The organism is Pseudoalteromonas sp. BZA4 (assembly GCF_040104395.1).
GTDB lineage: Bacteria > Pseudomonadota > Gammaproteobacteria > Enterobacterales > Alteromonadaceae > Pseudoalteromonas.
The window spans coordinates 1-21610 of record NZ_JBECOT010000006.1; the positions used below are offsets into that span (position 1 = coordinate 1).

The 21610-nt window shown below is 40.7% G+C and carries 20 protein-coding genes and 2 pseudogenes; 6 read left to right on the forward strand and 16 right to left on the reverse strand.

Going from position 1 to position 21610, the window contains the following annotated elements; all coding sequences use genetic code 11:
* Window positions 1–162: 162 nt before the first annotated feature.
* Window positions 163–720: a short-chain dehydrogenase gene (locus ABMY41_RS03985; protein WP_349274176.1), complete on the reverse strand. Its 558-nt coding sequence runs from the start codon at window positions 718–720 to the stop codon at window positions 163–165.
* Window positions 721–832: 112 nt separating this feature from the next.
* Between ABMY41_RS03985 and arfB the strand changes: the two genes are divergently transcribed.
* Both arfB and ABMY41_RS03995 read left to right on the forward strand, forming a co-directional pair.
* Window positions 833–1246, forward strand: coding sequence for an alternative ribosome rescue aminoacyl-tRNA hydrolase ArfB (gene arfB, locus ABMY41_RS03990; protein ID WP_274168272.1), 414 nt, complete (start codon window positions 833–835; stop codon window positions 1244–1246).
* A gap of 135 nt (window positions 1247–1381) precedes the next feature.
* A complete protein-coding gene (locus ABMY41_RS03995) occupies window positions 1382–1702 on the forward strand; it encodes a hypothetical protein (protein WP_054563126.1) in 321 nt (106 codons plus the stop codon).
* A gap of 25 nt (window positions 1703–1727) precedes the next feature.
* On the opposite strand, the gene ABMY41_RS04000 is transcribed toward ABMY41_RS03995, so the two are convergent.
* From ABMY41_RS04000 to ABMY41_RS04025, 6 genes are all read right to left on the reverse strand, one after another.
* On the reverse strand, window positions 1728–2762 hold the full coding sequence (locus tag ABMY41_RS04000) for a DUF2955 domain-containing protein (RefSeq protein ID WP_349274178.1): 1035 nt from the start codon (window positions 2760–2762) through the stop codon (window positions 1728–1730).
* Between the two features lie 13 nt (window positions 2763–2775).
* On the reverse strand, window positions 2776–3837 hold the full coding sequence (locus tag ABMY41_RS04005) for an HlyD family secretion protein (RefSeq protein WP_058584361.1): 1062 nt from the start codon (window positions 3835–3837) through the stop codon (window positions 2776–2778).
* 4 nt (window positions 3838–3841) lie between these two features.
* Window positions 3842–4318, reverse strand: coding sequence for a MarR family transcriptional regulator (locus tag ABMY41_RS04010; protein ID WP_058584360.1), 477 nt, complete (start codon window positions 4316–4318; stop codon window positions 3842–3844).
* A 135-nt stretch (window positions 4319–4453) separates the two neighbouring features.
* A complete protein-coding gene (locus tag ABMY41_RS04015; protein ID WP_349274179.1) occupies window positions 4454–4930 on the reverse strand; it encodes a TlpA disulfide reductase family protein in 477 nt (158 codons plus the stop codon).
* A complete protein-coding gene (locus tag ABMY41_RS04020) occupies window positions 4927–5817 on the reverse strand; it encodes a fused MFS/spermidine synthase (protein ID WP_274168274.1) in 891 nt (296 codons plus the stop codon). Before ABMY41_RS04020 ends, ABMY41_RS04015 begins: the two co-directional genes overlap by 4 nt.
* Window positions 5802–6428 (reverse strand): fused MFS/spermidine synthase, encoded by a 627-nt coding sequence (locus tag ABMY41_RS04025; RefSeq protein ID WP_274168275.1) that lies wholly within the window; start codon window positions 6426–6428, stop codon window positions 5802–5804. The genes ABMY41_RS04020 and ABMY41_RS04025 overlap by 16 nt, the downstream gene beginning before the upstream one ends.
* 192 nt (window positions 6429–6620) lie before the next feature.
* On the opposite strand from ABMY41_RS04025, the gene ABMY41_RS04030 reads away from it, so the two are divergent.
* A complete protein-coding gene (locus ABMY41_RS04030; RefSeq protein ID WP_349274180.1) occupies window positions 6621–7079 on the forward strand; it encodes a GyrI-like domain-containing protein in 459 nt (152 codons plus the stop codon).
* 169 nt (window positions 7080–7248) lie between these two features.
* Window positions 7249–8259, forward strand: coding sequence for a prolyl oligopeptidase family serine peptidase (locus tag ABMY41_RS04035; RefSeq protein ID WP_349274181.1), 1011 nt, complete (start codon window positions 7249–7251; stop codon window positions 8257–8259).
* Between the two features lie 471 nt (window positions 8260–8730).
* Here ABMY41_RS04035 and ABMY41_RS04040 read toward each other — a convergent pair whose 3' ends face one another.
* The 6 genes and pseudogenes from ABMY41_RS04040 to tmpT all read right to left on the reverse strand — a co-directional run bounded on the left by ABMY41_RS04040 (window position 8731) and on the right by tmpT (window position 14721).
* The gene (locus ABMY41_RS04040; RefSeq protein WP_349274183.1) at window positions 8731–9972 is read right to left on the reverse strand and encodes a type II toxin-antitoxin system HipA family toxin; all 1242 of its coding nucleotides are present in this window, start codon (window positions 9970–9972) and stop codon (window positions 8731–8733) included.
* Window positions 9965–10240, reverse strand: coding sequence for a helix-turn-helix transcriptional regulator (locus tag ABMY41_RS04045; RefSeq protein ID WP_274168279.1), 276 nt, complete (start codon window positions 10238–10240; stop codon window positions 9965–9967). Before ABMY41_RS04045 ends, ABMY41_RS04040 begins: the two co-directional genes overlap by 8 nt.
* Before the next feature lie 132 nt (window positions 10241–10372).
* Window positions 10373–10614: pseudogene (locus tag ABMY41_RS04050) on the reverse strand (hypothetical protein); the annotation flags it as partial.
* Between the two features lie 136 nt (window positions 10615–10750).
* Window positions 10751–13081: a DPP IV N-terminal domain-containing protein gene (locus ABMY41_RS04055; RefSeq protein WP_349274184.1), complete on the reverse strand. Its 2331-nt coding sequence runs from the start codon at window positions 13079–13081 to the stop codon at window positions 10751–10753.
* Window positions 13082–13175: 94 nt separating this feature from the next.
* A complete protein-coding gene (locus ABMY41_RS04060) occupies window positions 13176–13976 on the reverse strand; it encodes a class III extradiol ring-cleavage dioxygenase (protein WP_349274185.1) in 801 nt (266 codons plus the stop codon).
* Window positions 13977–14088: 112 nt separating this feature from the next.
* Window positions 14089–14721, reverse strand: coding sequence for a thiopurine S-methyltransferase (gene tmpT / locus ABMY41_RS04065; RefSeq protein ID WP_349274186.1), 633 nt, complete (start codon window positions 14719–14721; stop codon window positions 14089–14091).
* A gap of 97 nt (window positions 14722–14818) precedes the next feature.
* Between tmpT and ABMY41_RS04070 the strand changes: the two genes are divergently transcribed.
* Entirely contained in the window at window positions 14819–15700 is an 882-nt protein-coding gene (locus ABMY41_RS04070; protein ID WP_349274187.1) for a LysR family transcriptional regulator, read from the forward strand.
* A gap of 35 nt (window positions 15701–15735) precedes the next feature.
* Here the strand turns inward: ABMY41_RS04070 and ABMY41_RS04075 are convergent.
* A pseudogene (locus ABMY41_RS04075) lies at window positions 15736–15834 on the reverse strand (DJ-1/PfpI family protein); the annotation flags it as partial.
* A gap of 126 nt (window positions 15835–15960) precedes the next feature.
* Here ABMY41_RS04075 and ABMY41_RS04080 point away from each other — a divergent pair.
* Window positions 15961–16665, forward strand: coding sequence for a hypothetical protein (locus tag ABMY41_RS04080; protein ID WP_349274188.1), 705 nt, complete (start codon window positions 15961–15963; stop codon window positions 16663–16665).
* Between the two features lie 38 nt (window positions 16666–16703).
* Here ABMY41_RS04080 and rmuC read toward each other — a convergent pair whose 3' ends face one another.
* Together rmuC and ABMY41_RS04090 are read right to left on the reverse strand one after the other, a co-directional pair.
* A complete protein-coding gene (gene rmuC, locus ABMY41_RS04085) occupies window positions 16704–18170 on the reverse strand; it encodes a DNA recombination protein RmuC (protein WP_287242867.1) in 1467 nt (488 codons plus the stop codon).
* A 229-nt stretch (window positions 18171–18399) separates the two neighbouring features.
* Window positions 18400–21543: a DEAD/DEAH box helicase gene (locus ABMY41_RS04090; protein ID WP_287242865.1), complete on the reverse strand. Its 3144-nt coding sequence runs from the start codon at window positions 21541–21543 to the stop codon at window positions 18400–18402.
* Window positions 21544–21610: the final 67 nt, after the last annotated feature.

A 21610-nucleotide genomic window follows, 5' to 3' on the forward strand; every position in this document is an offset into this window, starting at 1 on the left:
TCTTCGAAAGCAGAATGAAGAGCTTGTTCTATATTCACAAAAAAATCCGTAGTTAGTTGCCTAACTACGGATTGTGCATGATCATTCTGATCGGTCAACTGATCAACTTCTTAACTGATCAGCATTAGGCTCACTCGCCGCTTTCTTTATTTGATAGTGCTGTTACTGCAACATTGCGAACAGTTCTTTTAACTGCGGCATATACTGCTTAACTAAGTTGACGTTACTTTCGCTAACATCTGCTGTTGCAGTACTTGCTTTAACACCTTCTAAAGCACCTGCCATTGAACGAGTACCCGCATCAGATGATGATGCCGTTAGGCTTTGTAAACCACTCATTGCTTGATTTACACGTTGCTTATTCTCTTCTGACATACCCGCTTTAAGGTTTTCTAAATACGCCATTGATACCTCTGAGCCAACAGTAACTAACTGCTCTGGCGTGAAACCATATTGTTTGGTAAGGGCTTCGAACTCAGTATAAAGCTCATGCTCTTTGATGTGACCCAGCGCATCCATAACTGACGAACTGTCAACACCATCAGAACTACCTAGCATACCACCAAGGTTTACAGTATCTAACTCAGATTGGCTTTGTGACCAATTAACGACTGCAGGAAGGGCTTTAATGTAACGCTGTAGCTGATTTTCAGAAATATCTTCTGCGAAGCTAGAAAAACTCATAGCCAGTAGGCTTATTGAAATAAGTAGTGCTTTCATCGTGATCTCCTTTCTTTCAAAATGGTTAGCAACCGGCGCAAATAGTCGAGCTATTATGTTTAGCCAATTACAAATGTTACAATACCTTTTTTACCATAGCTAACTGAACCTGATGTTAATTATTTCTAATACCGTCACAATTGATGAATGGGAACTCGACTTTAGTGCGATCCGCTCGCAAGGCGCAGGCGGGCAGAACGTCAATAAAGTAGCTACAGCTATTCATCTTCGTTTTGATATTAATCGCTCAAAGTTACCTGACTTTCACAAACAACGTTTACTTAATTTAAATGATTCTCGAATTACCAAAGAGGGCGTTATTGTCATAAAGTCGCAAAGTCATCGCACGCAAGAAATGAACAAAGAAGATGCGCTTAATCGTTTGAAAGAATTAATCATTAATGCAACACAAATACAAAAGAAACGAAGAGCAACAAAACCAAGTAAAAATTCTCAGAGAAAGCGCATGGACTCTAAAACAAAAAGAGGACAAACAAAAGCATTAAGAAAAAATGTAAAATTCTAACTTTCACATCAGAAGATCGTGTCAAAAATAAGCAGAACTGTAAAGAAGTGTAACTTGTTAACAAAGTTAATTGATGGTTAATCCTGCCGCGTCTATAATAGTCATACAATCTCACCATTAATGAAGGAGCCGCGTATGGGCCAGAAATCACGCATTGTTGCCGCTGCAATGATAACGCTGTCAGCTTTGCCTATGTCGAGTTTTGCTGTAGATTCATGGCAAGCCGGAAGCGCGTATCCGCAAGGTAGTGAAACCTGTTACAACGAAATTCTTTATAAAGCCAGATGGTGGGCAACCCCAGGAGAAGAGCCTGGCAGTTCACAATGGGGCGCTTGGGTTGCAGATGTCGCCTCAAAAACCTGTGTACAGAGTGTCGTAAAGAAACAAGACGATTTACTGAAGTCTTTACCCACAATTTTCGAACCAAATAACAATAAAAAAGGGAGTTCTGATTAACTCCCTTTTTTGTGCATTTTGATTATTAATCAAACGTGTGATGCCTTGTCATTGCAAAGCGATTTAAGATGTGATGCATTATGTACACCGCACATAAGCTCAATAGTATGGCCACAGACACCGACGAAAAACGATACAGCGCGCTGTAAACCAGATCTTGCCCCGGCCCTAATGACTGGCCAAACAAAATACCAAATGTCGTGATAATACCAAAGCCAACACCCGGAATACCGCCACCAATTATGTGATAACGACTAAAGATAAAGGTCAAAATCCACAGAATTAACGCAGGAAATATCAAAATATCTGTATGGTTATACAAAAATAACTGTGCCACTAACGCTAAGTTACAACCGATTAAGGTGCCTATCGCGCGTTGCCATGCAGCCATACCTGCCGCTTTCCAGCACAATGAAAACAATATAAGTACCGAGGCCGCTTGAGCTGAAATTGAGTCTTGCAAATCAAAGACCTGAAATACAACAAATGATAAGGTCGCTACGGTTGAGCAAAGTAATACTTCGTGGCGCACACTTTCTTTTGCTTTCTCTGGCATTACCCGACCTTGCCGTGGTGCAACATCAGGGAATAAACCATGCATTAGCATCGAGAACACCACTGTAACAACAACGGCAACAGCGTTACTAATGATCAGCGGATAAATACTGACACCACCGCCGGTGTAGGTCGAAAAATGCAATTGAATCGACAAGCTCACCACGGTTGTGGCACCAAATAAAAAGTTAGCACCACGGCTCATTTGATAGAATAAAAAGGCAAAGGCTATAAAGCTCATCATTGTCATTACAACAGGCAAGTGTGCAAACAATCCTTGTACAACCAATACGAATAGCGCACTGAACACCGCGCCTGCGTAAAACTGACGAATAATATGCATGTTAAGCACAGGCACTAAACCGAGCAGTAGCATAGGGTAAACAGTGAAAAAGATGCCATTCGGCCAGTTCATCAATTTTGCCAGTGAAAACCCTAATGCTGAGCCCGTAGCAATGCGTAGCGCTTGGCGTAAGCCATTACCATCGAGTTGCAATACTGACATAACTCACCCAGCCTTAGTAAATAAAGTGCAGAACACTAATGAAGCGAATTTGCATGCTTGCAAACCAACTGCCAATGCTAGAGTCAGGCAGAAGTTGCACAGTTGCACGCGCACCACTTGGAAATTTTGCCAGCATCTGGTGTTCATCTAGCTGAATATGGATACGTTGACGCTGTGCATCTCGTACCCAACGGTTGCTGCTTTCAGTGGCACTGAGTAAACCGTTAGCATTAAGCTGGCCATCACTCACACCCGCTTCAAAACTAACAATTTTGCCTGTAAATACTTTGCCCGGTAGCGCATCAAAGCTGACTTTTGCAGTGCTACCAACTTGTACGTGAACTAAAGACTTTTCACGAAAATCAGCCACTAAATCAGCTTTATTAGCAACAATCGCCATTAACGGCTGACCCTTATTAGCATACGTACCCGGTGTTACCTGTAAGTTTGCTGTTTTACCGTCAGTATCGGCTGTCACTGTGGTGTACGACAGGTTTAGTTTCGCTTGTTCTAGCTGATTTTGAGCATGACGAAGCGCTAAATTGTCATCCCCAATTTTACCGCGCGCTAATTTAGCCTCGCTAAGCTGGGCTTCTATTGCAGCCACATTGGCTTTGCTTGATTGATAGTTCGCATTGATTGTTTCGTACTCTTGCTCTGAGATAGAACGCTTTTTCAATAGCGACTCACCGCGTTCAAACAGCAACGTTTGTTCATGTAGCTTAGCTTGAGCAGCTGCTAACTGTGCTTCTATTGCTTTCACACTGCTATCTAAACGTTGGTTTTGTAGTTTTGCATCATCATAAGCAAGCTCAGCTTGTTGCACGGCAAGCTCGAATGGCTCGTCGTTAATCTTAAACAAAGCTTGCTGTTTTTCGACAGCTTGATTATTGGTCACTAATACGTCGGTTACGCGACCACTTACCTGCGGGGTCACTTGCACCACAGGGTGATACACACGGGCCTGCGGTGTAACAGGCATATACAAATCAGCAATCACAAAATATAAAAATAAAACAATAAAACCCGCTAAAGAGATTTTTACGTAACGGGCAAACTTTTGATCTGGTGTCATAACGTTACTTATCTCCTGAATAATGACGGATACACTGACGGGCATTTTGCTCCATCTGAATTAAGCCATGCGCCATGGTATCGAGTTGCTCAGTGGTTAAATCGGCATATAGGTGCTCTTTCACATCGGCAATAATCACCTGCAATGTGTCTAACAATTGTAGACCTTGCTCAGTGAAGTACAGACGTTTACTGCGTTTATCTTCAGCGTCAGCTTTGCGAGCAATAATCTCTTGTTGCTCAAGCTGCTTAATCGTGCGAGTTAGTGAGGGCATTTCAATGCCTAAGCTATTTGCCAACTCTTGTTGCGTACAACCTTGGTTTAGATGAAACAGGTGCATCATCGCAGTCCAGCGAGATTGAGTAAGGCCCAAAGGCTCAACCGCCAAAGTGACAGCATCGCGACATAAACGATGCACACGGCCCATACTGCCGCATAATGTTAAATCAAGAGTTTCGTGAAAAGGGGGAGTGGAAGACATGATTCGCTCCATTTACTTAGCATGCTAACTATTTTAATGTAGTTAGCATGCTAAGTAAATATTGGTGCAATTAATAAAATAGATAGCTGTGTTCGATAAAAGCGAACAACTGCAAAAGTTATCTGATAGATAACACTATTTAGCAATTAACTCTTTGATATGGCTTTCATAGAGGTCTAATTTATCAGCTACAAACCCTGTGTGTTGGAACCGTACTACACCTTCTTTATCGATTAAAAAGCTGCTCGGCATCCCTTTAAGTTGGTATTGTCTGCCAATAACAGCATCTGGGTCGTAAATAATATTAAAGTTCACTGCAAACTCAGTTAAAAAAGCATCGGCATCACTGCGCTCAACATCAATGTTTACAGCAATTACTTTAAGCCCTTGCTGTTGATACTTGCTCTGCATGGCTATAAACCAAGGAAACGAGCGTCGACACGGGCTGCACCAAGACGCCCAGAAATCGAGTAACACGACTTGCCCTTTGTATTGATTCAATAGTTTAGACAACTGCTGCTGACTTGCAGCTAAAGGTGGGGGTGAAGGGTGCTCTGCCATAGCAGCAGAGCTCGTAATTAAAAGAAATGCAATTAAGGCGTATTTGATCATTGATAATTTAATAAATTCGCTGGTGAATATTGGTCAGTGAGCACCTTGGTATCCGCTGGCCAATCTTGATTTCCCTTAGTATAAAACAAATGCTCGCTGAGTAACTGCAAATCAACATCGTAAGGGGTTAACTTATTTGCGAGTTTGTTAACGCGTTCGGCTAACTGTTGCTGGCTAGGCATAGTCTCGAAGCCAGCTAAAATAATGCGATTAGAGTTTTCATCGGTCACAACATTAACAAAGTCACCAAACACATCGAAGTAAGTTGCCGACTCATGCTGGTACAATTTACTCGATGAAAAAGTATTTGCAGCGACAATTCCACCATCAGCTAAAACACTTTTTACTTCCGCAAAAAATTCCTTAGTGAGAAGGTGCTCAGGGATATAATCGCCATTAAAGGCATCAAGAATAATCCAATCGTACTTTTGTTTTTTAAGTGCAGCACGTTTAATAAAAATACGGCCATCTTGCACCTTAGACGTTACGTTATCAGTTTCTACAAAGCTAAAATAATCACGGGCAACTTTTATTACCGCAGGGTCAATTTCGACATTTTCGATATGAGCGCTAGGGTAAAGCTCATGAATGGTATTTGAGAGTGAACCTCCCCCTAAACCTATGATCAGTACATTTTTAGGATCATCAATAAATAGTAAGCTTGCAAACGTCATTTTGGTGTAATTAAACACCAGCTTTTTAGGCTCACTCTTATACATACAACTTTGCGTACTTTTACGGGTTTTTTCGTTAAATTTTAAACACAGTAAATCGCCAGTCTTCTCCACTAAAATATTGCGATAAAGCGAGCGCTCTTTATGGATTACTTCGGCTAAGCTGCTAAAAGGCAATGTCATGATCAAACAAAGCATTAAGATTCTAAACATACAGCACGCTCCTTCGTTTTTAATTGACCAACCGCAATTGCAAGCAAACCAAGCGCGCCTAATACCGCTGCAAAGGTTTTAATGATGTCGTTAACATCAAATGCTAGCACCATATAAAAAGAAGTAATAATCGTGCCAAGGGCGCTTCCTAGGGTGCTCACAAAATACAAACCACCGGCAACCTGACCACTTTTTTCATGATCGGTAACCAATAATCGCACTGAGTAAGGTGAGATCATGCCGAGTATTGTTGTAGGAATAAAAAACAACGCCGTTGATGCCAGCAACGAGCCGTAACGACTGTCTTCAATATGGGTGAAAATAAAGGTCATAATTGGCTCAGCAAACAATACTATTGGCACCACCATAATACTCGCTACAAAGAAAATGAGACCATATTTAGTTAACGAAGGATTGCGGGTTGAGAGCTTACCGCCAAGTAAATAGCCGAAAGATAAGCTCAACATAAATACAGTGATAATACTGCCCCATATATGCACACTGCTACCAAAGTATGGCGCTAAAATTCGCCCGCCTAAAAGCTCAATTCCCATAATACAAAAGCCGCTACTAAAGGCTAAAAAGTAGATAAGCGCATTGATTTTATTCATTAAACACCCGCTGATTTTGTTGTTATTTTACCCATCTTAACCTGATGCAGATAAGGATGCCATGACTGTTTTTTAAGCTGTAAAGGCCGTTGACAAAATATAACCTTTTTAAAATAAATAATTAAAAAGGCTAGGTTAAAGTACACATGCTCTGGTATTTTACTGGGAACAAAATAAGCAAGGAAAAATGCAATGGATCAGCAAGTAACACACATCAATATCGACAACCCAACAACTTTATTTGGCCTCAAAGTTCGCACCAGCAATATGAAAGAAATGAGTGGGGAAGGTGCCAAAATCGCTGGCTTATGGCAGCAATTTTACACAGACATAGCGCCAAATTTAACGCCATCTAGCCAAGTTTATGGCGTGTATACTCATTTTGAATCTGATGTCACAGGAGAGTTTGATGTATTTGCGTGTACTGACATGCAAGTCACGTCATCAGAGGTAGAAAAAACTACACTTTCTACAGGTAACTATCTTCGCTTTAGCGGCAAAGGTGCAATGCCACAAACCGTTATCGATGTTTGGGGCCAAGTTTGGCAGTACTTTAGTAATGAACAGTGCCCGCATATTCGAGCATATAAAACTGACTATGAGTTTTATAAAAGCAGTGAAGAAGTTGAAGTATTCATTTCAGTTGAATAACGCCAAACCCTATTTTTAGTGTAAAGCCCCATTACAGATAAAGCCGCTTATTGCGGCTTTGTTGTGTATATTAATTAGCTTGAGCGATTGCTGAATTAATGATGTACAAATAACCATCATTTAAGTTACTGTGGTTTAGTAACTTTTAGTCACCAATAAGGATGTTGTTGTGTGTAAATTACTACTCTTTACCAGCCTATTTCTCGCTGTTTTTTCTACCAGCGCAGCGAAAATTATCGATGATGAACACGTCACAAAAGAAACAGACTGCTTCACAGGTATCTTTGCTGACTATGATTCGTGGCATCAATTTATTGCGCAAAAGAATAAACGCAAAGCTAAAAACGAAAAAGCATACTTAAAACGCATTAAAGCCTTTGAAGAAACCTTTCCACAAGATATGTTCGATAATTTTAAAACAAATTTAACCTGCCATAATTTTAAATATAAGGTCGATGATGTTGAGGTGCTTGGTTATATCATCAAACCTAAAGTCACCAAGAATAAGCTCCCGGTATTAATTTATAACCGCGGCGGTAACGGTAATTTTGGCAGTGTTTATTTTGCTGCAATGATGCGCAATTTATTTCCTTTAGCAGAGCAAGGCTTTGTGGTTATCGGCAGTCAGTACCGCGGAACATCAACAAAAAGTGATGACTTAGATGAATTTGGTGGCAAAGATGTTAACGACGTACTTGCGCTTATCGATTTTATTCCTCACATAGCAAGTGCAGATGAAAACCGTATTGGTATGTTAGGAGTAAGTAGAGGCGGCATGCAAACCCACCTTGCGATGCAACACACAAACAAGATAAAAGCCATTGCAACCATTGCGGGGGCGACCGATTTAGTCAAAGAGCTTACGTTTAGACCTAACATGGAAAAACACGTGTATGTGCGTCGTATCCCCAATTATAAAGAGAACAAACAAGCAGAGCTTGAAGCACGCTCTGTGATGAACTGGGTTGATAAACTCTCGCCCAAAGTGCCCATATTACTTATTCATGGCAGTGAAGATAAACGAGTATCGGTCGAGAACTCAATTCAATTTGCCAAAGCGCTAGAAGCGCATCATATCCCCCATAAACTTGTGGTGTATGAAGGTGATAACCACTTTTTAATGAACCATAAAAAGCAACTAGAAGCAGAGCTAGTTAATTGGTTTAACACCAATTTGTAACTTTGTTTTGAAACTAAAAAGGGCCAAACAAGGCTCTTTGCTCTTACACACGACACCAACATATTTCATATGTTCAATTACAATGGCAAATACACTTCATGTTTCATATAACGGGAGTTCATCGAAGCCTATTTACTATTAAAAACAGCGCTAAAACAGCAGAAACAAGTTGTCAAAAGAGTACGGAATTGCGTTCAAGTAGTGGCTGCTTTCTAATATATGCTGGATTTGGGTTATGCAGATCAAACAAAAACTTAGATAGACTTTAATAGGCGTCGCCAACAACATTGTTGCAAAGGCTTCAACAAATTTAGCAACAACGAGGAAACCAAACGTTTGTTTAACTTAGCAGTAAGTAGCTGAACTTAAACCTCAAACGAACAAGGAACGAATGTCTTCCTTCCAGCTCACCTTGATACTTTTATATTTAAATTCAATGAGGTAGCCACCAAAATCACACCTCTATTGACACTATCCTGTTAGAGTATTAAATTTTTCGATCATATCCTTGTCAATCTCCTTGATTAGATCAGGTGACAAGCCCAAATGTTTGGCTTCTTGATTAAACGAGCGAGTTATTTCAAAAATTTCTTCCGCCATAACCATAATCGCTTTTTTTGAAGATAACCCCGACTGAGCAGCTAACAGGTCTAGTGCGCTCTTTGGCGTTCGGCCATTACCACCAAATGCCGTCATATGCTCTTTGTAAGGGCTAGGACTGTAAACAATGTCATAGAAAGGCGATAGCGTCCATTTATCGGCGTCATTGGCAAGAAAACAGAAGTTCTTACTGTGATCATCTTGGTTAACAGTAAGATAATTAAACATACAGCGCTTAATAAGCTTCTGAGACTCTGTAACACTACACATGATTCGCGTAGCTTTAACTAAGTCCACATAGTCTAAAGATGGCTCCCGAAATGGTGCATCTAATAACCCACACGCAGAAACCATATGGATTCGGCCGCCTTGCTCAGTACAATCAAATCGTTCCTGCTCTAACCAAAACCGTCCATTACCCGCATCTATTAAATTAAAGTCAGGAACCTCAATACCGACATTACGTGCCATCAGCATGTAGCAATATTCAACTAATGATTCAGAGTGCTTCAAGTCAAACTTATCCGATGTCAGCTTAACGATAAGTTTTGTTCCAGGTGCATCATCTAATGTTGAGTATTCTCCATTAGATAAACGTGTAACATTCATTTTTGGCCTGGCACCACCCGAACCACCCGTTCTCATCAAGTGCTCAAGCAAAGCAGACTCGGTACCTTCAAACTCTTCAATTGCTGCTCGTCCAAGGGTAATGATATCAATCGACTCCTTGGACTCATCAAGTAATTCCAATTCAGGCTCATAGCTCAACGCACCCAAACACCTGTCACCCAAGTAAGCCAAACGCTCTAGGGCGGTAACTTCCTTTGGGTTATGATCGTTCAGTCTAAATACACGATCCATGAGATAAAGACCCCAACCATCAGGGAGGCTATCTCCAAAAACCCCATGAATGCCGTAATGCGGCTCTTTAGGCGCAACTTGAAGACTTGTATCAGCCTTTAAATTGAACGGAGCCAGAGAGGTTGAGTGAGCACCTAAATAAGCCTCATCAAATTGAAAGAAGCTATGCTTACTATTTTCAACGAGCTTGCCGACAAGTACCTTTTCACCAGTGCTAAGCGTTCTTTTTACGTTTAGGGCTGATTTAAGCATGTCGAAGCACATCCTCTATTGATTTAAATTCAGGCTCAGTCGACTTTGTCAGCTCTTTCACTTTTTTCAAGTCACCGATAGCCTCATAAAGCATAAGGAACTGACGTAATGAGATGTTGCCAGTTGACTCAAACTTTCGGATGGTCGCATAAGGCACGCCAGAGAGGAGGGCCATCTTCTGAACACTGAGTTTATCTTTTTTTCGAGCGGATTTAATGAACTCTTTAAGATCCATCTGCAAATCATAAGCGGTATAAAGCGATAACATAAACGCCTCCAAATGTTGCTACTATGATATCAATAATAGCATAATTTATAACTTTATTGTTATTATTATAGCAAACTTAGATTAGTAATAGTCATTACTTCATTAATAATAATAGAATGCATTAGCAGCTTAAAGACCGAGAAAACCAATATCAACTACAACATCAACCATGATTACTTTTGCTTAGGCTGAGATAGCTTCTAAGTCATCAATAGTGCAACAAACTAGGTTATGTTCTTGGTCTTTGGTAGGAATGCTTGGTACAAAAGCGTATGAGCCAGTTGCAAGTACTAACTTATCATAACTAAATTATCAGCTGTTTTTCCTGCAAAATACTCAGACAAATGAACACGGTTATAAGCAAGTCGACTTTTACAAAAGCCTCATCACCGGCCAAGTAAGCGGCATACTTAACGCCAATGCTGTATTTTTCTTGTAACGGGGGTTTACAGTTTGCATAAAAAACCGCAGCTTAACATCTAAGCTGCGGTATTTTTTAATAAAGCATATTTACTTGTTAAGTAAATGCTTTTCGAAGAAGTTAGCCATCATAGTGTGATAGTGAAGGGTAGTGCCTTTACCTTCTCGGAGGCTGTGAGAACGGTTCGGGTAAGAGAAAAACTCGAACTGTTTATTGTGCTTAACTAATTCGTTAATTAAACGCTCTGAACCTTGGTAGTGTACGTTATCATCTCCGGTACCGTGGATCAGTAGTAACTTACCTTGCAGGTCTTTTGCAAAGGTGATCGGAGACGTGTTGTCGTAACTTTCAGGATCGGTATTAGGGTTACCTGCATAGCGCTCTTGGTAGATAGTATCGTACAAGCGAATATCAGGCACTGGGGCTGAGGCAATCCCAACTTTATATTTATCACCATGGCGGAATAACAAATTAAGTGTTGAACTACCACCACCTGAGTGACCCCATACACCAACACGGTCGCTATCAATGACATGCCAACGTTTTGCCATTGCATCAAGGGCGTCAACTTGGTCACGCACGGTAATAGAGCCTATTTTTTTATAGATAGACTTACGCCAATCTCTGCCCTTTGGTGCGCGCGTGCCGCGGTTATCAACAGAGGCAACAATAAAGCCTTGCTGAGTTAGATACGACTTGTATAAATAACTGTTTCCTTCCCAGCGATCTTGTACTGTTGAGCCCCACGGCTCACCATAGACATAGAAAACGATTGGGTATTTTTTGCTTTTATCCATATTCGCAGGGAACATGATGTAGCCATCAAGCTCAATACCATCGCGCGCATTAACCGTAAAGAACTCGTGAGTCGGTAATTGCTCAGTCGCTAATTTCTCTTTTAATGCTGTGTTCTCAACTAAGGTTTTCACATTACTGTGATCGCTTACTTTGATGATCTCTTTCATTGGTGGCGTGCCAAACTTAGAGAAGGTATGCATTGCCCAAGAGGTATCTTTAGACATGTAATAGCTGTTTGAACCATCGAATGACGCTGGCGTTACGCGCACCGGTTTAGAGCTGCCATCAAGCGAGGTACGGAATAAATAACGCTGGCCAGGATCATCCGGTGATGCAGTAAAGTACATAACGTTTTTATCTTCATTGAGCGCTAGCATATCAATGATGTCGTACTCGCCCGGTGTTAAATCAACAACCGTTTTGCCATCGCGAGATACACGGTATAAATGGCGCCAACCATCACGCTCACTGTGCCAAATAAAGAACTTACCGTCTTTTGACCAATTTGCTTTATAAAACCACTCAATAAAGGCATCGTCTTTATCTTCAAGAATTTTAGTCAGCTGCTGTTTTTGCCAGTCGAATAGCCAAACCTTATTGTGACTTTGCGGGCGGTTAAGATCTTGGATCATCAAAGATTCACCTGTGCCTGCCCAGCTAATACGTGGAATATAACGATCGCGATTATCACCACCTAGTTCAGCCCAACGGGTTTTCTTGTCATTAAGACTAACCACTCCCACTTTAACCGCAGAGTTCATCTCGCCGGCTTTTGGATACGGGAATTCTTTAAGGGTAGGGTAGAGATCATCGGTGTTATTGATCATGGTGAAGTATTTAACGCCACTGGTATCAAGCTGCCAATAGGCAATTGATTTGTTGTCTGGACTCCAGCGGAAACCATCACGAATAGTAAATTCTTCTTCGTATACCCAGTCAAAATTACCATTAACAATGGTGTCGTTACCGTCAGTGGTTAAAGCAGTCACAGCCTTGCTGCCGACTTTTTCCATGTAGATGTTGTTATCACGCACGTAAGCTACTTTTGAGCTATCTGGTGAGAACTTAGCAAACATTAGCTTTTTCGCTTCGATGTTTTCGCCACCTAACTGATACAGCGAATCAGTTTCGAGGTTTAATAGCCAAAAATCACCACGGCTACGTGAGCGCCACACTTGCTCGCCATTGGTAAAAACCATCAGCCATTTACCATCTTTAGACCATTGGTAGCTTTCAACGGTGAGTGGCTCTTTATCACCTTTGGGAATTAATTTTTCGTAGCTAACAAGTACCTTACGACCCGTTCCATCGGCGTTATAAAACACAATATCATTGCCTTTTACGCCGTGCTCATCGTCTTTAGCTTTGTCGTCTTGGTTGTTTTTATCGCTTTCGCGCTCTTCAAGTACCGTATAACCAGTACCATCATCGAGCCATGTAAAATAGGTGCTACGCTCAGCTTTAAAGTCTTTTTCTTTATAAATTTGTTCAAGCGAGAGCGAATTAGCCGTTGCATTCACTGTTGCTGATGGGGTGCTCGCTTGCTCTGTAGTTGAGCATGCCTGCAAACCTAAACCCGCAACCACAGCAAACGCAAGGGTTGATGTTTTTATCAAGTTCATTTTGTTGTTCCTAGGTTTTAACTTACCTAGCGTACCAAAATAAACTTATAAAATCTGAGCTTTTATCGTGTTATCAGGGGGGTTGAACTTAAACTCAATCGTCCCACAAGAACATACTGGCTTGCTTATTGGCAATACGTAGTTCGTAGATATCACTACAAGGGCGCATCGCCGCACCATAGCAAACATGTAACGGCAATAAGTGCTCTTCACGAGGATGACTAAAACGCGCCGCAGGGGCCATTTGCCATTCTAATAACTTAGCTTGTCGCTGCTGTTCACTCAGTTCAGTATTGCCACAGACATCGACTAACCATTGCTCAAAAGCCATATTTTGCGCTTTAATTTCAGCGGTTTCAGGGGTGAAAAATGCGCGCATATTATGAAAAGTAAAGCCAGAACCAATGATCAATAAATTATCGTAATCAAGCTGTTGTAAAGCCTCACCTATCGCTAGGTGTAAGCTCGGCTCAAGGCTTGGATGTAACGACAATTGCACACAAGGTATATCTGCTTCTGGATACATAATTTTCAAAGGCACATACATACCGTGATCAAAGCCACGAGATGGGTTTAATGTGCTATCGATATTAGCTTTTGCCAATGCCTGATGTACTTTGTCGGCAAGGGCTGGTTCACCTGGGCTTGGGTACTCAATACTGTAAGCAGGCTCAGGAAAACCATAGTAATCATAAATTAGCTCAGGAGCAGCACTCGAAGTGATGCTAATTGGGTTCGCTTCCCAGTGCGCACTCACCATCAAAATAGCTGACGGCTTTTTAATTTTAGCAGCAATAGACTGCAAACAAGTGACCATATCGGCATTACTTGGATCGCCAAGTAAAGGCATAGGACCGCCGCCATGTGAAACAAAGAAAACGCGTGGCTTTTGCATAAATGTACTCCTTAAATACACTTTTCTCTATAGTGCACGCACAGAGGTACAATAACTAGCCACAAAAACGCACAGCTAGAGTGTGAATTTACACATTATGAGTTTGTAAGCACTAACTAAGATTCCAAGCTACGTTCATAGCAGGGACTTGCCCTTTTAAGCCACCTTCGAGAGGTTCTTTGCACAGTAATGTTAGTTGATAAAAAGCATCGTAGTGCTGATGTAGTTCATCGGCGACCACACTAAACGGCGGACCCGAAAACTCACTTTGCTGATACTCAAAGACCACCACTAACTGTTTAGCTCTATTAGTTAATTCAAGTAAATGCTGGGTATAGCGAATGCGCACTGGCTTTGGTAGCGCAACTAAAGCGGCACGGTCATAAACCGCGTTGATAGTGCCAAGATTATTCGCGGTCAGCGCAAAAATATCACCCACCCAAACGGTTAGATTTGCGCCTTGGTAACGTAATAGCTCGCCGTGTTGGCTGATTTCGGGTTCTAGTTTTAACTCATCAAATAATTGCTTAATGGCAATCTCACTAAGCTCAGCCCCAACAACACACATACCTTGCGCGAGCAAATAATGAATGTCGTGAGTTTTTCCGCACAGTGGTACAAAAACAGTATCGCCTTGCTGCAAATTCAAGTTAGTAAAATACTGATCTAGATAACAGTTAACGTCTCCTTCATGAAAACCAATTTCGTTATTTTCCCAACGTTGATGCCAATGCTTTGCGTCCATTACTTACTCCTAAAATGTTTCAATAAAAACATGATAACTAATTACAAAAGTGATAAAAATAGCAAGATAAACAAACTATGATTGCATAAATGAGAACATGATTGACGATATCGCTCTTTTCATACAGATTGTTAAACAAGGCGGCCTAAGTAATGCAGCTGAGAGCTTGTCGTTGCCTACCGCAACTGTATCGAGACGCTTGCAACGACTTGAGCAACACCTAGGCGAGCAGCTTTTAAATCGCTCAGCAAGGCAATGCACGTTAACACAAGCAGGAGAGGTATATTTTCAAAGTTATGTTGAATTAATTGAGCAATTTGAACAAACTCACCGTCAGCTTAATGATCAAAAAGCACAATTGTCAGGAAAGCTTAAAGTTTTAGCACCTCTGAATATTAGTCATGGTTTCTTAAAGCCGATGTGGCTCGCATTTACTAAACAGTACCCTGATATTCAACTTGAGTTATTGCTTAATAATAAACTTGAAGATCTGAGTAAAAGCCAAGCTGATCTAGCAATAAGAGTCGGGCCGCAGGCTGATTCTATGCTCCATCAAAAAAAGTTAGGCAGTGTTGATACCTTATTTGTAAGCACAAAAGCATACCTTGATTCGGCACCTACCATAGAAGAGCCAACTGATTTAAAACAGCATAGGTTAATTGGTACCACGTTGAGAAGTAAGTGGCAGCTAACCAATACACAAACGAATGCAACTTATACTCACATGTGCCGATTTGCTACTACTTTTAACGATACCGGATTTGTTAAATACTTAGTTTGTGATGAGCAAGGTATCGCTTTGTTACCTCGGTTTGAGGTTATAAATGAACTAAAATCTCAGCAGTTAGTTCAAGTAATGCCACACTGGCGAGGGGAAAACCGCGACATTTATGCTATCTGGCCAAGCGCACGTTTACTGAGTAAAAAGGCTGTATGTTTAAAACAGTTTATAACCGACTACATTGCTGAGAAATTATAACGTCTGCCATTGATATTCCATCTGTTTGGCGGTCAGTCATTATTCGCTAGGCGCTTAGCAGTACTAAACACCTCAAACGGACCTGAGAAATCGAGTACTTCGGCATCATCATAGATGTAAATTCCAATATTCATACAATTGTTCCTATTATGTGGATTTATTTCTCAAGTAAAAAAACGTACTATGCCATTTTTGCAGTTCGTTAATGACATGTTATTAAATTGCGCACTGTATACAAACAAAACTTCAAGGCATTGTTAATGCGTTTTTTATTTTTATTGAGCGTGCTGCTGGTTGGTTGTAAAACAACACAGCAAAGCGTTGCTGAAATTAGTGAAGTATCGCCGGGCACTATTTATTTTCAGGGCGAAACATCAAAGCAAAATGTTGAAAAGTTCGAACAGTTATTAGTAAGTAGCGCTCAACAAATCAACACCTTGGTTATTAATAGCCAAGGTGGTGATGTGATGGCGGGTTTACATTTAGGTGGCTTAGTTCATGAATATCAACTCGATGTTGTGGTACACGAGCTTTGTGCATCGTCTTGTGCCAACTATGTACTTACCGCAAGCCCACATGTCCTCGTTGAAGAGCAAGCCGTTATCGGCTGGCATGGGGGCTCATTACAGCCATTATACGTGCCCATGGAGCAACCGCCTGAGGTCGCTAGCTATATAGCAAAATGGCAAGCCGCAGAGCGACAATTCTTCGATATCATTAATGTTGAACAGGCGGTTACTATCATAGGTATGATGCCTGGTATTACAGAGAAACGTGATTCTGCTATTTATAGTTACGACGCTCAAACCCTGAAGCGTTTAGGGTTGCATATTGAGTTTGCTGGTGCGCAAACAGGGATGTCAGCAAGTGGCGAAAAACTAGCGCAGGTATTCGAACTTGAAGAGTCTGTACTTAACCACTTTTTGATGCTCAACGATATTGTTTCAGCAGAACTTATTAACTAATAAAAAGCCAACATAACGTTGGCTTTTTTGTATCGCATTTAATCTAACTCTAATTGGGCTTTTTCAACAGTTTCCGCGGGTAACTCTTTTTGAACAGAAACCCCCAACTCTTTGAACTCAGACGCCTGCTTAATTAAGTTTCCTTTACCGCGGTACAGCTGAGAGAACGCTTTATCATAGCTTTCTTTGGCGCGGTCTAATTGCTTGCCAACCCCTTCCATACTGGTTAGGAAACCATTGAGTTTGTTGTAAAAACGCTCAGCACGGGCGGCAAGCTCTTTTGAGTATTTAGTTTGCTCTTCAAAACGCCACAACTGTTTTACGATATTCAAGCTAGTCAATAAGGTCGTTGGAGTTGCAACTAAGATATTTTTTTCGATTGCTTGCTGATAAATATCACTCTGGTACTTAAGCGCTTCAACAAATGCTGACTCTATGGGTACAAACATGATCACCACTTCGGGGGAGTTAATACCGGGTAGTCTGTCGTAGGCTTTGCTTGCTAACTCGTTTATACGTGATTGCACCGCCGTGACATGCTCTTTAAGCGCTTGCTGCGCCTCAAGCTCTGTATCGGCATTTACATAGCGTGTATACGCGTTTAAAGAGGTTTTAGCATCGATAACTAAATGACGTTGCTGAGGTAAATACACCACAACATCTGGGCGTAAACGGCCGTCTTCGGTGTTAAACGATACTTCTCGCTGATAATCTACTCCAGCACGCAGCCCTGCGCTGTCTAGTACATTTTCAAGCATTAACTCCCCCCAATTACCTTGGGTTTTCTTTTGCCCTTGTAATGCGGTGCTCAGCCTATCAGCTTGTTCGGTGATAGCTTGGCTTTTGGCCTGTAAATGCAACAACTCAGTTTTTAGTGCTGCACGCTGCTTTAGATCTTCCACATGGATCAATTCCATCTTATCGCGAAAGCCTTTTAGCTCACCCTGAACCGGTTTTAAAAGTTGCTCAATACTCTCTTGGTTTAAGGTTTTAAAACGTTGCGATTTTTCTTCAAGGATTTGATTAGCGAGGTTTTCAAACTCTTTTTTGAGTTGCTCTTTGCTTTCTTTGATATGACTAAGCTGCTCTTTAAAATGCAGTTCTTTTTGTTCTATAGTGCTTCTTAAGGTACTTAAATCAACATCGCGCTGATTAAGTGCAGCTTTAGTATCAGCAAGCTCAGCTTCAACTTGACGCCAAAACTGGTTGTATTGTTGTGCTTGTTTTTCTTGTTCTACAAAGCGGGTTTTAAAGTGTTGAGACTCATCACGTTGCTCAGCGTAATCTTGCTGTAACTGCGAAAGCGTAAGTTGGCTTTGTTCAAGTTGCAGCTGCTTTTGTTCTAAATGATTTTGCTGGATTTGCTGACTATTTTGCAGTTCGGTTAATTCATTTTTTAAGCGACTTTTTTGTAAGGCAAAAATAACACCACTTGCAACAGCACCTACAGCAGCACCAAGCACACCACTTTGCCAATTAATCTGTGCAATCAGCTCTGTAATCATAACGAAAACTCAATAACTTAAAGACACATCATCATAACGAATTAGTGCTCAGCAGAGTAGGGGGTTTAGGCATAAAAAAAGCCAGCTCAAAGTGAGCTGGCTCTAACATTACTAAAATTTAGTAACCAAATGGGAAATCAACATAATGCTTATGTAAACTGCAATTTAACAACAAGCATAATAATAGACGCCCCAAAATTTGATTAGTTCAAAAAAACTTTAAAAAAATTTAATTTTTTATCAGTGCGAGCATTTGCTCTTCATCAAACTGAGTGAAACTCATTGATTTTTCGGTAAATAATGCATCAACAAGGGCTTGCTTATGCTGCTGCATTTTAAATACTTTTTGTTCAATTGAGTTAGCCATAATCAATTTATAAACAAAAACAGGGTTAGTTTGGCCAATTCGATAGGCACGATCTGTCGCTTGTTTCTCAACAGCAGGGTTCCACCAAGGATCAAAATGAATCACAGTATCAGCTTGAGTTAGGTTTAGACCTGTACCACCGGCTTTAAGGCTAATTAAGAATACGGATGTATCACCTTGAGTAAACTCTTCGATAACACGGTCGCGGTGTCTTGTTTGCCCGGTAAGCATACTAAAACTGATGCCTAATTCATTTAATCGCTCTGCTATGACATCAAGTGCCATGGTGAATTGACTGAATATAATCACCTTACGACCTTCGCTAAGCATGATAGGCAAATGCTTAGATAACCATTCAAGTTTAGCGCTGCCAGCCTGTGAACTAGGGTCGATCAATTTTGGATGACAGCAGATTTGTCTGAGCTTTAATAATGCATCTAAAAAGGCTAGCTTACTTTTTTGCACACCTTGCTGTGCAAATAGGTCAACTAATTTCTGCTCTAAAGATTCAGTGATACCGGTGTAAATTTCCTTTTGTTTGCTCTCAAATTCAAACTCTTTAACTAGCTCTGTCTTCTCTGGGAGCTCTTGTGTTACCTGTGCTTTAGTGCGACGCAAGATAAATGGCATAATCAACGACTTAAGTTCATCAGCTCGGGCAACGTCGTTATCACGCTCAATAGGCGTTTGAAAATAGCTCTTAAAATGTGCTTGCGAACCAAGTAAAGAAGGCATTGCAAAGTCGAGCAAAGATTTAAGCTCAAATAAGTTATTTTCGATAGGCGTGCCGCTTAAGCAGAGCTTAAAGTCTGCATTAAGGCGCTTAACCAAGCGTGAAACCTGCGCAGCGTCATTTTTAATATATTGCGCTTCATCAAGAATGATATTTTCAAAATACAGCGGCGAATAAAAGGCAATATCACGCTTCAACAGTGGGTAAGTTGTTAAAATACAATCTGCTTGCGACAACTGTTGTAATTGGTCGCTGCGCGCAGCACCGAAGACGGTGGTAATTTTTAAGTTACTTGCAAATTTATTAATTTCACTTTGCCAGTTACCAACCAAGCTGGTTGGGCAAACAATTAACGTGGGGCCTGCTTGTGGTGATTGCTTGGCATTAGCTAAAAAGGCAATAACTTGTAGGGTTTTACCTAGCCCCATGTCATCAGCCAAAATACCACCAAGCTGGTGACGTTTTAAAAAGTTAAGCCAATCAACACCGTGTTGTTGATACTCACGCAATTGCACACCCTGGTTCAAGCCTTGAATATCGGACTTTTTAATAAGCTGTTGTGAGCTATTTAATTCAGATAGATAAGCATCTAGAGCATCGTCAACAATATTAACCTTAATTGCTTTTTGCTCGATGAGCTTAGGCAAAAACGACAAAGGCATTAAGATTTCGTCACGGGTTTTAATATGCTCAAAACGTTCACGATAATCATTAAGCTGCATCATCGCGGCCTTTTCAACCACAGCAAAGCGTTTTCCTACAGTAAAGTAATAAAAGCGCTCACTTTGCCTATTAAGCGATTGATAAGTATTGTTATCAGTGACAAACAACTGTTGAGTTTTAACACCAGAGATCACGATTTTACTAACTATCTGATGACCTTTACCACGCTCAACTTGCAGTGAAAGTTGTTTAAGGACTTTGCCGACTGCTAACTCATCATTAATTTTCCAACCGCGTTTTAATAAGTTTGGAATTATTTCAAACTTTAACCAGTGCTCATGAATAACTGATTGTTTATTAAAGATAAACTCAGTTTGTAAAGCCCCTTTACATAATTCAAAGCCAAGGTTAGTTAACTCATTTACAACAGTGTTTTCTAATGACTGGTTTAATATATCAGCTGGCGCCTGGCTTAAATCATACAAAGAGTTTTGATAATTAAACTGCAATCCTAAGCGGATTGTGCCCTCGTCATTATTAATACTGATGACAGGGAATACAGTTCGAGCTAGGCTTTTTTTGCTTTCCTTAAATGCATGAGGGATCACACCTTCACCAAAATTATCATTGAGCTGTTGATAAACGCGGTCAAAGTTCTCTGTGTGAATAGCAGGCATATTGGCAAGTAACGCTATTTCATCAGCCGTTAACGGAGTACGAATTCGGCCTACTTTTAGCTTTTCAGGGTCAAGGTAAGTAGGGGGGGTTGTTTTTAACAATAACCAATTATCTTGCCCAGCAAGCGTCATGCTCAATGACGTTAAATCTTTGTTTTGTTTCCAATCAAACTCTAACGCTTGCATACTGTCAGCTTTAATTGCTTGGCGCGAACGGCCTAAAAACAAACGCTGGGTGGCAATTAATTGCTGTAGTGCTGCAAAGCCCCATTGACCTTTAAGCTCTAGTTTACCAAGGGCATTTTGAGAACGGATCCAGCTATATAACCGAAAATCCGATTCTAATAAATCAGTAGGGGTTACAAAACTATTTAATTGCTGCTCGGTAAGGTTACGACCAAGAGTATAGTTATGCTCAGCGTCATAATTAGCTATTTTAGGAGTAAGGGTTACAACAGATTTCTCTACATCAAGAACAAATAATAAAACCTGTTTGGCATTGTCACTAGCAACTTGCTTAAGGGTTTTTAGCTCACTAAACCAATCGTTAATAATGTAGTCTTCACCGTAGTCACCTGAATGTTCAATTTTGAGTTTTAGGAGCACAGCTGCAATATGACGGCATTTAGTTTTAGAGCCACAAGTACAATGCGAATCGACCGAAAAACCACTTGGTAATTTACTGATCTCAATATGCTGAGTAAAGGTATTTCCTTCGTTACCAAACATAGATGCATCAATAACGCTAAAATCACTGTTATGTTCTAACCAGTTGATTTGGCCGTTCTGGTGATACTCTTTTGCTTTACTTAACACATGCGGCTTAAATAGCTGTTTAATGAAGCGCTCAGACAGAGGAAACTGAGTTTCTTGCTCTTGTTTGATTTCTTCAAAGATAGCTAATAAGTCATTTTTGGATAAGTTAGCAGACATAACGCTTTTGGCAGTAAAAACAAAAAATAATTCTGCCAGTATATGATCGATCGTCCCAGAGCTAAAG